Origin of the sequence: Shewanella sp. KT0246 (genome assembly GCF_019654955.1) — a bacterium.
GTDB lineage: Bacteria > Pseudomonadota > Gammaproteobacteria > Enterobacterales > Shewanellaceae > Shewanella > Shewanella goraebulensis.
The window spans coordinates 128,641-142,715 of sequence record NZ_BPEV01000005.1; the positions used below are offsets into that span (position 1 = coordinate 128,641).

The 14,075-nt window shown below is 38.3% G+C and carries 14 protein-coding genes; 10 read left to right on the forward strand and 4 right to left on the reverse strand.

What is annotated here, in order from left to right; translation table 11 throughout:
• Positions 1 to 11 precede the first annotated feature (11 nt).
• The 3 genes from moaA (at position 12) to mutM (ending at position 2,488) form a co-directional block, all read left to right on the forward strand.
• Complete coding sequence (gene moaA / locus K5Q58_RS04050) at positions 12 to 998, forward strand: GTP 3',8-cyclase MoaA (RefSeq protein WP_220752586.1); 987 nt, start codon at positions 12 to 14, stop codon at positions 996 to 998.
• A 176-nt stretch (positions 999 to 1,174) separates the two neighbouring features.
• Positions 1,175 to 1,630 carry a hypothetical protein gene (locus K5Q58_RS04055; RefSeq protein ID WP_220752587.1) on the forward strand — a complete coding sequence of 152 codons (456 nt, stop codon included), beginning with the start codon at positions 1,175 to 1,177 and terminating at the stop codon, positions 1,628 to 1,630.
• A 42-nt stretch (positions 1,631 to 1,672) separates the two neighbouring features.
• Positions 1,673 to 2,488, forward strand: a complete 816-nt coding sequence (gene mutM / locus K5Q58_RS04060) for a bifunctional DNA-formamidopyrimidine glycosylase/DNA-(apurinic or apyrimidinic site) lyase (protein WP_220752588.1) — start codon at positions 1,673 to 1,675, stop codon at positions 2,486 to 2,488.
• An 83-nt stretch (positions 2,489 to 2,571) separates the two neighbouring features.
• Here the strand turns inward: mutM and coaD are convergent, their stop codons facing one another.
• On the reverse strand, positions 2,572 to 3,066 hold the full coding sequence (coaD, locus tag K5Q58_RS04065; protein WP_220752589.1) for a pantetheine-phosphate adenylyltransferase: 495 nt from the start codon (positions 3,064 to 3,066) through the stop codon (positions 2,572 to 2,574).
• Between the two features lie 252 nt (positions 3,067 to 3,318).
• Here coaD and wecB point away from each other — a divergent pair, with 252 nt between their 5' ends.
• Together wecB and K5Q58_RS04075 are read left to right on the forward strand one after the other, a co-directional pair.
• Positions 3,319 to 4,449: a non-hydrolyzing UDP-N-acetylglucosamine 2-epimerase gene (gene wecB, locus K5Q58_RS04070; protein WP_259651226.1), complete on the forward strand. Its 1,131-nt coding sequence runs from the start codon at positions 3,319 to 3,321 to the stop codon at positions 4,447 to 4,449.
• A gap of 2 nt (positions 4,450 to 4,451) precedes the next feature.
• Complete coding sequence (locus K5Q58_RS04075; RefSeq protein WP_220752590.1) at positions 4,452 to 5,579, forward strand: glycosyltransferase family 4 protein; 1,128 nt, start codon at positions 4,452 to 4,454, stop codon at positions 5,577 to 5,579.
• A 75-nt stretch (positions 5,580 to 5,654) separates the two neighbouring features.
• Here K5Q58_RS04075 and K5Q58_RS04080 read toward each other — a convergent pair whose 3' ends face one another.
• Together K5Q58_RS04080 and K5Q58_RS21080 are read right to left on the reverse strand one after the other, a co-directional pair.
• Positions 5,655 to 6,407 carry a glycosyltransferase family 25 protein gene (locus K5Q58_RS04080; RefSeq protein ID WP_220752591.1) on the reverse strand — a complete coding sequence of 251 codons (753 nt, stop codon included), beginning with the start codon at positions 6,405 to 6,407 and terminating at the stop codon, positions 5,655 to 5,657.
• Positions 6,408 to 6,639: 232 nt separating this feature from the next.
• Positions 6,640 to 7,506: an adenylyltransferase/cytidyltransferase family protein gene (locus K5Q58_RS21080; RefSeq protein ID WP_259651227.1), complete on the reverse strand. Its 867-nt coding sequence runs from the start codon at positions 7,504 to 7,506 to the stop codon at positions 6,640 to 6,642.
• 409 nt (positions 7,507 to 7,915) lie between these two features.
• Between K5Q58_RS21080 and K5Q58_RS04090 the strand changes: the two genes are divergently transcribed.
• From K5Q58_RS04090 to K5Q58_RS04105, 4 genes are all read left to right on the forward strand, one after another.
• Positions 7,916 to 8,983: a CDP-glycerol glycerophosphotransferase family protein gene (locus tag K5Q58_RS04090; RefSeq protein ID WP_220752592.1), complete on the forward strand. Its 1,068-nt coding sequence runs from the start codon at positions 7,916 to 7,918 to the stop codon at positions 8,981 to 8,983.
• Between the two features lie 138 nt (positions 8,984 to 9,121).
• A complete protein-coding gene (locus K5Q58_RS04095) occupies positions 9,122 to 10,228 on the forward strand; it encodes a glycosyltransferase family 9 protein (protein ID WP_220752593.1) in 1,107 nt (368 codons plus the stop codon).
• A 26-nt stretch (positions 10,229 to 10,254) separates the two neighbouring features.
• Positions 10,255 to 11,103 carry a glycosyltransferase gene (locus tag K5Q58_RS04100; RefSeq protein ID WP_220752594.1) on the forward strand — a complete coding sequence of 283 codons (849 nt, stop codon included), beginning with the start codon at positions 10,255 to 10,257 and terminating at the stop codon, positions 11,101 to 11,103.
• A 243-nt stretch (positions 11,104 to 11,346) separates the two neighbouring features.
• The gene (locus K5Q58_RS04105) at positions 11,347 to 12,198 is read left to right on the forward strand and encodes a glycosyltransferase family 8 protein (RefSeq protein WP_220752595.1); all 852 of its coding nucleotides are present in this window, start codon (positions 11,347 to 11,349) and stop codon (positions 12,196 to 12,198) included.
• Between the two features lie 38 nt (positions 12,199 to 12,236).
• Here the strand turns inward: K5Q58_RS04105 and K5Q58_RS04110 are convergent, their stop codons facing one another.
• Positions 12,237 to 13,268 carry a glycosyltransferase family 9 protein gene (locus K5Q58_RS04110; protein WP_220752596.1) on the reverse strand — a complete coding sequence of 344 codons (1,032 nt, stop codon included), beginning with the start codon at positions 13,266 to 13,268 and terminating at the stop codon, positions 12,237 to 12,239.
• 92 nt (positions 13,269 to 13,360) lie between these two features.
• Between K5Q58_RS04110 and K5Q58_RS04115 the strand changes: the two genes are divergently transcribed.
• Positions 13,361 to 14,074, forward strand: coding sequence for a 3-deoxy-D-manno-octulosonic acid kinase (locus tag K5Q58_RS04115; RefSeq protein WP_220752597.1), 714 nt, complete (start codon positions 13,361 to 13,363; stop codon positions 14,072 to 14,074).
• The last annotated feature ends 1 nt before the right edge of the window (position 14,075 follow it).

Consider the following 14,075-nt stretch of genomic DNA (forward strand, 5'->3'; position numbering starts at 1 on the left):
TGTGCTAATTCATGAGTTTAATAGTCGACAAGTTTAACCGAAAAGTAGAGTACTTACGTTTATCGGTCACTGACCGTTGTGATTTTCGCTGTGTTTATTGTATGAGTGAAGATCCAAGCTTTTTACCTAGAGAACAGGTATTAAGCCTTGAAGAACTTGCATGGATTGCACAGGCTTTTACCGAGTTAGGCGTGAAGAAAATTCGCTTAACTGGCGGTGAGCCATTAGTTAGAACCGACTGCGATAAATTAATTGAGTTACTCGGTCAACTACCGGGCTTAGATGACTTATCGATGACCACTAATGGTTCACGCTTAAGTAAACTGGCTCAGCCAATGCATGATGCAGGCCTTAAGCGCCTAAACATCAGTTTAGATACCTTAAACCCTGATCTATTTACCGAAATGACTCGCAATGGCAAAGTCGAACGTGTGATTGCGGGAATTGATGCCGCAAAAGCTGCAGGCTTTAAGCACATTAAAATCAATGCGGTAATTTTACGTGGTAAAAACGATCATGAAGTCATTGATTTAATCAATTTCTGCCGTGAGCGAGAACTCGACATCGCCTTTATTGAAGAAATGCCATTAGGTGTCATGGACGAGCGTAAACGCAGCCGTCACTGCTCAAGCGAAGAAGTCAGAGGTATCATTGAAGATGCTTACCCATTAATCCCTTCAAGTAAACGTACCGGTGGCCCAGCTCGTTATTACAAGATGGCCGACAGTGATATCCATATCGGTTTCATTTCACCTCACAGTAACAACTTTTGCCACGAATGTAATCGCGTTCGCGTGACAGTAGAAGGTCGTTTATTGTTATGCTTAGGTAATGAGAACTCCGTTGATTTGAAATCAATCGTCCGTGAATTTCCTGGCGATATTGGCAAACTTAAAGATGCTATATTAGAAGGCATACAACACAAACCCAAAGAACATTATTTTGGCACGGATGATGACGTGCAAATCTTACGTTTTATGAACTCAACTGGCGGCTAGTGAACGTCAACCTCAGTTAACGAAAGGTGATGCCGAATAATGCATCACCTTTTTTATTATCTTTAATGCTCATTAAAACTAACATTGCACTCGCTAAACTAATCACTTTTTGCTCAACACCATTTTGCTATACACTATGTCTTACAATAGAAATCACAATCATAATGCATTAGTTTATGGCGCTATCTCGAAAAAAATGGAATAACATCCTCATCATAGCCTGCGTATTCATGGTCGCAGTGCTGACCTTCATTGATTCCAAAACCAACCAAATGCCTGAGGATGCCCACGCATTATTTGATGTTCAAAACCAATTAACCCAATTACAATTTAGTGGTATTTGGCTTAATAAATCAGATAAAAAATGGAGTTGTGAGGAAACGGTATTGAACTGTCAGCCTTTAGCGACAGCTTGGTCTGAACTGGTAATTTCAACCATTAATATGACCGAAGATGAGCTTAAATTGTTGCCGTCCCCGTTACCATTGAGCATTGCAATTAACCACCAGCCACAAGCTCAACATTGGCAATACTATCCACAGCAAGGCTTATTGCGGTCGGCAGCTGAGAACTGGTATCAAATTCCGCCAAGTTTACGAAGTGATCTAATACCCGTTATCTCTAGTAGATAACCTAATAAAAACCATATTTAAACGTCACTGACATGGATACTTATGCCTGAATTACCCGAAGTTGAAGTCACCAAACAAGGTATATCTCCACACCTTGTGGATCAGACTGTTCGAGATCTCGTCATTAGAAATGCCTCTCTACGCTGGCCGGTGCCTGACATCTGTAAAAACATCATTGGCCAAACGATTAAACAAGTTCGTCGCCGTGCGAAGTATCTCCTTATCGATACCGATGCGGGCATTACGATAGTACATTTAGGCATGTCAGGAAGCTTACGTATATTGCCTGCCAATACGCCCGTTGAAAAGCACGACCATATCGACCTAGTGTTAGAAAATGGTCGAGTACTGAGATATAACGACCCTCGCAGGTTTGGCGCTTGGCTTTGGTACGAGCTACCAGAAGAGGCTCATCCGTTGCTGATAAAACTCGGCCCTGAACCCCTAAGCGATGACTTTAACCCACAGCAGTTACAAGCAGCATTAGCCAACAAGAAAAAAGCCATTAAGCTATGCCTTATGGACAACCATATCGTCGTTGGCGTTGGGAACATTTATGCCAATGAGGCGCTATTTGCAGCAGGTATTCATCCACAAGCAGCGGCAGGAAATATCGATATAGAAAGACTGACGATATTAGTGAGTGAAGTAAAACAGATCCTTGCCCAAGCGATTAAGCAAGGTGGCACCACGTTGAAAGATTTTACCAATGCCGACGGTAAACCTGGCTACTTCGCTCAAAAGCTCCATGTTTATGGCCGCGGTGGTGAAACTTGTACCGAGTGCGGTAATTTGCTCAGCGAAATAAAGCTCGGCCAGCGCACCACCGTATTTTGTGGGCAGTGCCAAACACGATAACCTTGTAACCATACCTTTAGAAAAAGTAAAACAAAAAAGCCTCAACTTGATTTTCTCGTTGAGGCTTTTTAAGAACTAAGAGACTATTTTGTTTTGTTGTTTTTAATTTTTTGAATGACAGAGCTGGCAACATCAGTATGAACAAACTGGCTCACATCTCCACCGTGCAGCGCAACTTCTTTCACTAAGGTTGATGAGATAAACGAATTCTCTTCAGCCGGAGTCAAAAAGACACTTTCTAGATCAGGACTTAAGCGACGATTCATATTGGCCAACTGAAATTCATACTCAAAATCAGACACAGCACGAAGTCCCCTGACTAATACACTGGCGTTTTGCTCTTTAGCAAAATCAACCAGTAAGCCGGTAAACCCCACGACTTCAACATTATCAAGATGAGCAGTAACCAAGTTTACTTGAGCTACACGTTCTTCAAGTGTAAAAAGAGGCTGTTTTGAAGGGTTTGAAGCAATGCCGATAATCACATGGCGAAACAATTTCGCCGCTCGCTCAATCAAATCAGCATGTCCATTTGTGACAGGATCAAAAGTACCCGGATAAATCGCGCGTCTATGCATTTGGCTTATTCACTTTAAGTGTGATTTATTGATAGAAAGTAATACACTCAATTAAGATTCATTTCTTAACTAAGATACAATACTCATGAAACTAAGAGTTGGCTGAATAATACTACAGGGACTTAGATTACAGCAAAATTAAATATGCAGGATACAGGTAACACAGTCCGAATATTTCTTATGTCACGTATTAGCTAAAGACGTCGTTACAAGGTAAAATCGCATAACTTGTTAGACTCCTCGGCCATAATTTTGAATAACCCTCCTTTAAAAGCTCTTTTAGTTTTTGGTACTCGCCCTGAAGCTATAAAAATGTGCCCTCTAGCTAAAAGTCTTTTAGCTGATCCACGCTTTGAAGTAAGAGTTTGTGTCACCGCTCAGCATAGAAAAATGCTAGATCAAGTTCTTGAAATTTTTGAAATAAAACCTGACTACGACTTAGACTTAATGAAGCAAGGCCAGACATTAGAATGGCTAACAAGCACCATTATCGAAAAAGTCAGTGTAGTGATTGAAGACTTTAAACCACAATTAGTACTTGTACACGGTGATACCACGACATCATTTGCAGCCGCCTTAGCTGCATTTTATAAAAAAGTTGATATTGGACACGTTGAAGCAGGATTAAGAACCGGTGATATTCACTCCCCTTGGCCAGAAGAGGCCAATAGAAAACTCACCTCTACTTTAACTAGACTGCATTTCGCTCCAACCCAAAGCGCTGCAGACAACTTACAACAAGAAAACGTGCCTACAGAGCAAATCTTTGTAACAGGAAATACTGTGATTGATGCCTTACACACAACAGTGAAGCATATTAAAGACGCAAACTACCAAGCCGCCACCTTGTCAAAACTTATCGAGACGATAAAGAATAAGAAACTCATATTGATCACTGGTCACCGCAGAGAGAACTTTGGTCAAGGTTTCGAGAACATTTGCTTAGCTTTAAAAGAGATCGCCCAAAACAATCCTGATGTCGTGTTAATTTATCCGGTTCATTTAAACCCTCAAGTCCAAGAGCCAGTCAACAGACACCTTTCTGGTATTGAGAATTTTCACTTAATTAATCCATTAAATTATCAGGACTTTGTATTTTTAATGGACAGAGCCGATATTATTTTAACGGACTCAGGTGGAATTCAAGAGGAAGCTCCTTCACTGCATAAACCCGTATTGGTATTAAGAGATAAAACAGAACGCCCAGAAGCCGTCAAAGCAGGCACAGTCAAACTGGTGGGTACCAACCAACAAAGTATTACTTCCGCTGTTGAAACATTGCTCAAAGACGCTTCATCTTTTGAAGAACTCTCCAATCCATACGGAGACGGCCAAGCTTGTCAGAGAATAAAACATATCATCGCAACAACTTATAGGTTGTAACCATGAAATCTATTTATATTATTTACAGGGCGATGTTTAACCATCACGGTGAAGTGAATATCATTGGTGGGATTGAGAATTATATTCTCAGTTTAATTGAAACATTTGAAGTAAAGGGTTGGCAAACACACATAGTTCAGCCTGCCCAAAAACCGTTTACGGTCATAAAAGAGACTCATACTATTCATGGCATTAATACTGGTTGGTATAGGGGTAACTCTAAAAAATACGCATTAGCTAAATGGGTTGAAACGCAAGCCAACGGTGATGACATTGTCATTTTCGCAACGGATTCCTATGCCGTTAACATTAAAAGCCTAAAGACCATTGCTGTTCAGCACGGTGTATCTTGGGATAAACCAAGAGCTTCGCAAACTGCACTTATGCAATTAGTATCATCTTTAGCCAATCATATTAAATATTTAACTTATACCAATAAAAGTAATGCATTAGTTTGCGTTGATCATAATTTTATTAATTGGTACCGCACCTGGTTTGATGTCAAAAATATCAAGGTCAAAGTTATTTATAACTTTTTTCACCAGCAAGTGTCAGAAAATGCCTTTGATGATAAATGGCAAATTGAACAAAACTCCTATTCTATAAAGCTCATCATTGCTAGACGCTTTGTTGATTACCGTGGCATTGCCATGATAATCCCTGTCATTGAGCAATTAGTTAATACTTACCCAAACTTAGTGGTGACATTTGCAGGAGAAGGACCTTTAGAGGCTGAACTAAAAGCAACATTTAAAAATCACCAACAAGTACAAGTCACTCAGTACAAACCCGAGCAGAGTTTCGAAGTGCATCAAACACATCATTTTGCTGTTATCCCAACACTAGGCTCAGAAGGCACATCACTTTCAATGATTGAGGCTATGGCTGCTGGGTGTTTAGTGATTAGCAGTAATGTTGGTGGTCTTTCTAATTTAATATTAAATGGCCATAACGGACATTTAATAATGCCAGATGCCACTGAGTTTAAAAAAGTGCTTGAGCAAGCTATTCTCGATATCGAAGGCAGTAGAAAGCTTGCATTTCAAGGCCATCAATCCATTAAGCATGTATGCTCATTCGAACATTGGCAGCAGCAATGGGTTGGCTTAATTGAAGATCTCACAGACTAAAAGAGCATACCAAAGTATGCTCTTTGCTTAATTGTTTAATTGCTTAATTGCTTAATTGCTTAATTGCTTAATTGCTTAATTGCTTAAGTTAGAAATTTGGGGCAGTTTGCGGCTATTTAATCTGACTTTTATTTCAAATGAAATTTTCTGCCAAATACGCTTTAGTGGACGTTTTTTAGCAAAACTTCTGTTTTCTAAAGAACCTATTTCACTCTCAAAATCGGCTTCTAATACTGGAAATGGTCTAACGACAAAGCAGTCCAATTTTTTTTCAAACCAATATTGGATATCAATATCCACAGGCCTTGCTATAGGCATTGCTGTTGCTAATAATTTTTTAGCACCCGTTAATGAAACAAACTGTCCTCTTGTTGAGGATGGCAGTTTCAAACAAGTGCCTAATGAGAACTGGTCATTAAGCGCAATCGGATCAATCACTTCTTTTTGCTTACGACCATGGCACAGCTTGATGTAGTCCCACTTTTGTTGCAGCTTCCCAACACTATCAATTAAGTCACTCATACCTTTATCGAGTATTGAGTCATCTTCAAGTATCAACGCATAGTCAATGTGATTATCAACCATCTTATTCCAGCAATTAACATGGCTCAAATAACAACCTAACTCACCAACATTAAGCACTTTGTCATATTTTGCCAAGTTAGTTTTTTGGTCGAAAATTCGACTTATTTCTGAATCAGATAATTCTTTACCATACACTGCTGGCACTCTTTCATACTCAATGTTTAACTGAGTCAATTGTTGCCGCATAAAAGCCATTCTATCCGTGCTTTTATCTAAATTAATAACGAACACTTTAAACTGCATAATGTCTCTGTTTTCCATCCATGGCGTCATTTTATCATTTGCCGATATAATCCATGACGTTCGAGATCATGGGACTTTAGTCATTTAAATTTATGTTGTAAGTAAAAATCTAAAACTCGAAAATATCACGTTCTCAGCCATGCAAGCCCAACAATACGGTTAACCATTAATATTAATATCAACCCCATCTAATGATTAAGCATATTGGTTTGAATGAATACTACCTATTAGTTTAAGTAACTGATTTTGGTGTTATATTTAACTTTTGCTTTAACACGGTTGAACTCACATTGGGAGTATAATCAAAATACTCCATTTCACATGTGACTTTGGGGTACTTTCCTTTCCAGTCTGAACCAACTGAAATAGCATCTATATTGTATTGGTCAACAATGTCTTGCTTATTTTTATCAACTTGCGGAATAACCTCATCAACAAATCGATTGGCCTCTAAAATTGAAATCCTTTCTTCAAAAGGAATAATCGGAGGGCGCCCTTTCGACTTAATAATAAGTTCATCAGTGGAAACACCAACGATTAAATAATCACAAAGTTCTTTGGTTTTCTTAAGGATGTTTAAATGCCCTTGGTGAAAGATATCAAAGCAACCTGAAGTATACATTCTTCTATACGGTTTTTTAGCTTCAGTAACAACAGCTTCTGCCACATTGCAAAAATCACTCTTCAATGTTTTAAGCAACTCATCACGATAAATGGCTTCTAGCTGCAGCTCGTCGGCCAAACTTGGCGCTTTAGGCCAATGACTGTCAACAAACTCTTTTCCGCAAAAATCAACTGGAAACTCATAGCGAGGGATAATATGAAAGTGAACGGCAGGATCCACCATCATCAACATTAAATAATTTACTTTATTACAATCAAAACGGTACTTTAATACCTTTTCAATATCTGAAATGATTAGTTTCTGCTCATCTGAAGCCGCGTTTGAAATACCAGAGTAATGATGAACACTTTCCTTACAGACCAATACCATTGAACCAAGTGTAGGTTGTCCTGGTCTTAGCAGTAGGTTCCAATGCTGATAGCTTTTTATCAAACTTGCAGGGTAATCGAAAGTTCTCAGGGTAGATTGAGGCATAGTAAAAGTGTCTTCTTAGAGTGAGGGGGATATTTTAATTGAATTCGGTTTAAGCGTCTATAAAGAGCCTTAAACTCTGCTTATGTTCGTTTAGACAAGCTGCTATCAATTAAGTAATTTCTTTCGATTGTCTTATATCATTGAGCTAAATGATTTTTTGACAGCTTAACTTTCCATAACAGTAGTTTATATTAAACCATCTTTAAATTTGGAAACTTCAGCAATTCTTTAACTTTCAGAAAGATTGTTACATAATGGATAATAACTAGAGTGCTAAACACTGATTAAGTGAGGTTCAATGTGATCCTCACCTCATTAATGACTCCTTTTTTCGACCAAAATAATAAAGGCCGCTTTGATTTTATCGGCTTTGAAGCTCCCAATAGAAATACTTTTTAAAGAGAATGCTATGCTAATCGTGTTTGACACATTGAACGTATATTACTTACCCCAATATGTTCCAATCATCGAACAGCTTAAAAAACGAAATCATAACGTTAAGTTAATTTGTTATAGCAATAAAAATGATCAAAAAGCATTCTCAAACACCATTAATGATCTCAATGTAGATTGCCTCTGGGTAAAAGATAAACATGAAGCTAAGCAAACTTATATATCACTAAAACCTGATTGGATATTCTTTGGTAATGAGTGTGACTTCCTTGATGAAGTTCATCAATATTCTAAAACTGCACAATTAGGTCATGGCGTCGGCCCTAAACCTAGTTATTATCACAAATCAAAAACTCCAATGACGGTTAGATTTATTGAAGGTGAGCTGAGATTAAATAAAATCAAAGAGTATTATCCTAATGATACTTTTATCCAGGTGGGGTTCTCTAAGCTAGATCCAATGTTTAACCAAACTGAAACAGGGTTTGATTTATCCACTTTAGGTTTGAGTCCAGATAAACAAACCATCTTGTATGCGCCAACCTTTAACCCAAGTTCATTAGAATGCTTTCCAGATAACTGGCCAACAGATTTCACTGACTACAATATTTTAATTAAACCTCACTCGCTAACTCAAGTCAGAGAGCAATATAAAAAACAACGAGAAAAGCTCGCCGAATGGTCTAAATACGGCAATGTATATGTCGCTAAAGAACAAGATATTTCCTTACTACCATTTATGAAAAATGCAGATATTTTGCTCAGTGAAGCATCAAGCACTTTATTTGAATTTGCGGCATTAGGTAAGCCTGTAGTGGTGTGTAATTTTTTCAAATTGAAATGGTCTTATCGTGGCATTTTCAAATATCGTTTCGATAAGCGATTTGGTAAAGACAACGTTTTATATTCTGATATTGGTTATCACGTAAATGATTACCGCTCATTACTTTCTGCAATCCCTCAGCAATTGAATCAACCAGATGAGTTTAAAGAAAACCGTCTAAAATACACTTCGGATCATGTGGGCCCGACCGACGGTTTAGCATCAAGTAGAATTGTCGATTATTTAGAGCTAAACGCCTAAAATATTTTATTTCGAGTCATAACAAACTGAAATGAAAGTATATGGTGCTTCAATTTATCACTATTTTGATTATACGATTTTAATCATTTGACTTTCAGGTTATGCTTTATTATTACTTTTAAAGCATTAAACCTACATATGTCTATCATCTCTTCTGAACAGTTATCAAATAGCAAACGCTTGCTATTTATATCACCATTTGCATTAGGTGATTTTCTCTATTTTAAAACTTTTCTTATTGCTCTCAAGCTTCAGTACCCTCATATAGAAATTGATATCTGGTTAGATGACAACCGTTGTAATACCGATGCATGGCGTTTGTCACGCAGTAAGATTTTACAGCAGTGGATGGAAGCTGAAGGAGTGTTTAATCAAAGTTATGGTTGTACTGACTCTGTGAGTGCTCGATACTCTCAAATTAAGCAAGCTAATCAAAGAAATTACGACATCATTGTTTGTCATTCGCCGGGCAGTAAAGCAAATCAATTTTCTGATATTGCCAGAAAAATATCCCCTAAAGCCTTTGTCGTATCCAGTGTTTCCAAAGCGCCGTATAAAGGGTTACTTAACTTCGTGCTATTTCGAAATAGCGATAAGGTGTATCAGCTCGATACGGACTCATTGCCGGCTAATCACCACATTACAGATCGCTTTATGAAAGTAATGAAGAGTATTTTTGGTTTGCAACTTTCAAAAGAGCAAATGATGCCAAATTTAGTTGTCCCGGACCAAACGACAACTGACTCAAAAGGATGGCTAGCTGACAAATTTCCAACGACAAATGGTAAACTCTTCTTTTTGAATCACCTATCAACAAATACTAAAAAAGACTGGCAATTAACTCAGCTATTCTCTTTGATAAATTCGCTTGAACAAACTGACAAGGGTCATAGATATATCATCAATGTGACACCAGAAAACTTCGAAGCAGTGAAAACTGCAGCGCACGCATTTTCACAAGAAAATAATATCCAATTAGTGGTGTTTACTGTTGATAAGCACTTCTTTGAATTACCTTCATTGATTGCATTATCTGACTTTGTAATAACAGTCGATACCGCAATTTTGCACTTTGCATTTGCAGCTAAACGTCCGCTTTTAGCCATGATGCGCCAGAAAAAACCCTATTGGGCTCCGCCAGCGAGCAAACAGTCTCACGTTTTATATGCCGTTGAAGGTAAGGGCCATGTGTCAGATATTAGTGTTGAAACCGTTTACCAGCAATATCTAACAATGGTTCACTAAATATTAAGGGTTAAAAACAGATCAAGATGAAAAAAGCAATATTTACTCTCGCCATAGGCGATAACCCAATGTATCGCGCCGCCATCGATAGTTTCAGCTCCTACGCTGACAAAGTAGGCGCTGATTTGATTGTTTCAAACGAGCTACATTATCAGCTTAACGTTAAAAATAAATACTACGATGCAAGTCCTGCTTGGTCTGAAAAGTTATATATAGCCGAGTTATTAAAAGAATACGATAGAGTGCTATATATCGACGCCGATATGATTGTTACACCTTGGGCGGAAAATATATTTGAACAATATAATTCTTTAGAGACTGTGTATATGTTCAATGAAGGGGCTTATAAAGATCGCTCTGAACATGCTAACAAAATAAGTAGTATTTTAGGTGAAGTAGACTGGCCTACTCTTGATGATGCAATGGTGTACTTTAACTCTGGTATGATCTTAGTTTCTAAACAATCAAACTTATTTATCAATGCTAGTGCAGAAGAGATGCAAAAGGTATGTAACGAGGTAAAGTTTTACGACCAAACTTACATAAACTATCTTATTTTTCGAGAAAAAATTAAGTACCAGTGTATCGATAAATCATTTAATAGAATGCCTCTGCTTGGCTTAGAAGGCTATAAAGAAGCGAGCTTCATTCATTACGCAGGCAGGGGGTATCGCGAAAAAATACCTATGCGTGAACTAAAATATATTATTGATTATTGTGACTTTTTTTCTAACGAGTTATCGGAACAAGCCAAGCTTGAGTTTAAGCAGCAGTCATGGCATTGGTACATGCTTAAGCAACACAGAAAAACTAAACTGCCAATTCCTTTTTTAAGCGCAGTTTTTGGGCTTTTTCATCCTCAACATAAATATTAATGCTCAGACCTCTGTTAAGTTAACTACACCAATTGATTGCAGTAATTTAATAGAGGTTAACAAGCAACATGACGCTTTGACCTAAGTAATAGAGCGAAACAATGAGACCATTGTCATTAAATTTCACTCAGGTCATATAACAATACATTAATTCTCAAACCACAAGTTAAACCCAAGCAGCAAGACCTGCTAGTTACCTTTTATCACTCAATGTTTTAACCCTATTAAATTTACAAGGTGTGTATGAAAAAGGCTATTTTCACTCTCGCCATTGGGGATAACCCAATGTATAAAGCTGCACTAGAAAGCTTTAAAATATACGCAGATAAAGTCGGTGCTGATCTTATTATTTCAGATCAATTGCATTACAAAATTAATATTGAGGATCCGCTGTACTCTGCGAGCCCGGCTTGGCCTGAAAAATTATTTACGGCAGAAATTTTAAAAAACTACGACCGAGTGCTATACCTTGATGCTGATATCTTGGTAACGCCCCATGCACGCGATATTTTTGATGAATATCAAGACCTTGATACCGTATACATGTTCGACGAAGGTCAACACCTTGATCGTAATTTACCCATAAGCCAAATATCTGCAGCGTTAGGTGAAGTAGATGAGTGGAATAAAATAAACGGTCAGCTTAGTTATTATAATTTTGGCATGTTTTTAATTTCTAAGCCTTGTAAATTATTTGAATTAGCTACCTTAGATGGAATGCAAAAAGTCTGTAACCACGTAAAGTTTTACGATCAGACTTACGTTAATTACATCATACAAAAACATAAAATTTCAAACCAGTGCGTTGATCCCGAATTTAACCGTATGGAGTTTTTGGGCCAAGAAGGCTATAAGAAAGCCGACTTTATTCATTACGCAGGCCGAGGATATCGTATTAAGTGTCCAAGTAGAGAAATTCGTTATGTGGATGACTATTGTCAATTATATTCGGATAATGTCTCTACAGAAGAGAAGCGTCAAATGAAATTGGATGCATGGAATTTATTTACTAAAAACCTTGCTAAAAAAAGCTATATACCCCAAATCATTTTAAACTTAATTGGTAAACCTACAATTGGTAGAAAGTGGCTATAAATTTAATTTAAAATCGAAACTTAGCAATCATTAGATTGCTAAGTCATACTATCAAACTGCTGAATGACTTTCTCAACGCTTATCAAGCTCATCAAGTCATCCCCTTTGGCCCGTTTCCCCCAAGGGATCGTCATGTTAGGGAATTGCTGACGAATAACCTCATCATAAACGCTCACCACTTGCATTAAGGACATATATGGCCCAGTTCGCCCAGGGTTAGAATGTGCGTATAACCCTATCACTGGGGTGCCTTGAGTAACGGCCATATGAGCAGGGCCAGTATCAGGAGCAATCACAACAGAAGCCCTATTTAACACTGCTAATAATTGAGTCAGTGTGGTTTGCCCCACCTTGTTTTCTATAGATTGCGAGGAAAAATGGTTAATTGATGCGGCTAAATCAACTTCAAGCTGACTAGGGCCGCCACACAATATGACCCGATAGCCTTTTGATACGGCATGATCAGCCACTGCAGCATATCGCTCTGGTAACCAATTACGTTCAGCTTTACTTGCTGCAGGGCAAATGACTAACACTTTTTCAATTTCAGCAATCAGCTCATTTGCAAACTCACTATCTGACTCTGTTACTGGAATGTTCCACTTCGGCGATAAGTCTTTCACACCGATGGCTTTGGCAAACCCCATAAAACCTTCCAGCACATGAGGTGTTGCTAGTGGCTCTACAGCTTTATTAGTCACTAACCATTGCCCTTCTTTAGCACGTGCTTTATCAAAACCGATACGAACCCTAGCCGAAATCATTAAGGATGCTATGGTCGCTCTTAGTGCAACCTGCATATGCAATAACACATCAAACTTCTGCCCTGATAAGCTCTTTCTTAATGCGGCATAACTACGCCAACCTTGGGATTTATCGAATATAACGAATTGCACGTTGGGTAAGTGTTTTAACAGCTGATATTCAACTTTACCGATAACCCAAGTGATGTGTAATTGTGGGTATTGTTTTTGAATAGCTTGCACCATCGCCACCGCATGGCAAACATCACCTATGGCAGATAAGCGAAGTAAACAGAGGGATGTCATTGATGCATAGTCAGCTTTCATGGGCGCAATTAACCAGAGTAAGTACAAGAGTTCGATCTTAATGTAGAATAAGCTTTATAGCCACCGACAAATCAAAGCTTTGTAATCCACTTATGCAAATAAAATCAACCAACAAAGGTATTATCGCTTGGTGCGATGATCTCGCTAAAGACCTTACATCTGCTCATTTTAGCCCAGAGTATTGGCAAATAAACGATGCCATTGTTGGCCAATCTAAAGGGCGCTACACAACTTGGTTTGTCCAATACCAAACCCAGCAATGGGTCTTAAGACATTATTGGCGTGGCGGATTAATCGAAATGTTCAGTAAAGATGCCTATATCTTTACAGGTTTTGAGCGAACCAGAGCAATTGCAGAACTCGCTATTTTGGAAACACTTCACCAAGAAGGCTTCCCAGTCCCCAGACCGATTAGCGCCAACGTTGAACGTTTTGGTATCTGGTATCGTGCAGATTTATTAATTGAATTAGTTAACGGTGCAGATGATTTAGTGGCGCTGCTGACAAAATTGGAGCTAACAGCTGAGCAATGGCAAACGCTCGGTAAAACGATTGCGCAATTTCACGCTCGCGGTGTTTATCACGCAGATCTCAACGCCAAAAACATCTTGTTTGCTAATCAACAGTTCTACCTGATTGATTTTGACAGAGGCGAACTCAAAAAGCCTCATTCAAGTTGGCAGCAAGCAAACTTAAGTCGTTTATTGCGCTCATTTAACAAAGAGCAAACTAAATTACCAAATTTGAAATTTAACGATCAAAACTGGCAACAACTTTTGGCCGGTTACAATCAACATATGAGTTAAA

What these genes read in the sequence shown, in the direction of transcription:
- moaA (WP_220752586.1), top strand. Translation starts at nt 12, where the DNA reads ATGAGTTTAATAGTCGACAAGTTTAACCGAAAAGTAGAGTACTTACGT.
- K5Q58_RS04055 (WP_220752587.1), top strand. Translation starts at nt 1,175, where the DNA reads ATGGCGCTATCTCGAAAAAAATGGAATAACATCCTCATCATAGCCTGC.
- mutM (WP_220752588.1), top strand. Translation starts at nt 1,673, where the DNA reads ATGCCTGAATTACCCGAAGTTGAAGTCACCAAACAAGGTATATCTCCA.
- coaD (WP_220752589.1), bottom strand. Translation starts at nt 3,066, where the DNA reads ATGCATAGACGCGCGATTTATCCGGGTACTTTTGATCCTGTCACAAAT.
- K5Q58_RS04075 (WP_220752590.1), top strand. Translation starts at nt 4,452, where the DNA reads ATGAAATCTATTTATATTATTTACAGGGCGATGTTTAACCATCACGGT.
- K5Q58_RS04080 (WP_220752591.1), bottom strand. Translation starts at nt 6,407, where the DNA reads ATGCAGTTTAAAGTGTTCGTTATTAATTTAGATAAAAGCACGGATAGA.
- K5Q58_RS21080 (WP_259651227.1), bottom strand. Translation starts at nt 7,506, where the DNA reads ATGCCTCAATCTACCCTGAGAACTTTCGATTACCCTGCAAGTTTGATA.
- K5Q58_RS04090 (WP_220752592.1), top strand. Translation starts at nt 7,916, where the DNA reads ATGCTAATCGTGTTTGACACATTGAACGTATATTACTTACCCCAATAT.
- K5Q58_RS04095 (WP_220752593.1), top strand. Translation starts at nt 9,122, where the DNA reads ATGTCTATCATCTCTTCTGAACAGTTATCAAATAGCAAACGCTTGCTA.
- K5Q58_RS04100 (WP_220752594.1), top strand. Translation starts at nt 10,255, where the DNA reads ATGAAAAAAGCAATATTTACTCTCGCCATAGGCGATAACCCAATGTAT.
- K5Q58_RS04105 (WP_220752595.1), top strand. Translation starts at nt 11,347, where the DNA reads ATGAAAAAGGCTATTTTCACTCTCGCCATTGGGGATAACCCAATGTAT.
- K5Q58_RS04110 (WP_220752596.1), bottom strand. Translation starts at nt 13,268, where the DNA reads ATGAAAGCTGACTATGCATCAATGACATCCCTCTGTTTACTTCGCTTA.
- K5Q58_RS04115 (WP_220752597.1), top strand. Translation starts at nt 13,361, where the DNA reads ATGCAAATAAAATCAACCAACAAAGGTATTATCGCTTGGTGCGATGAT.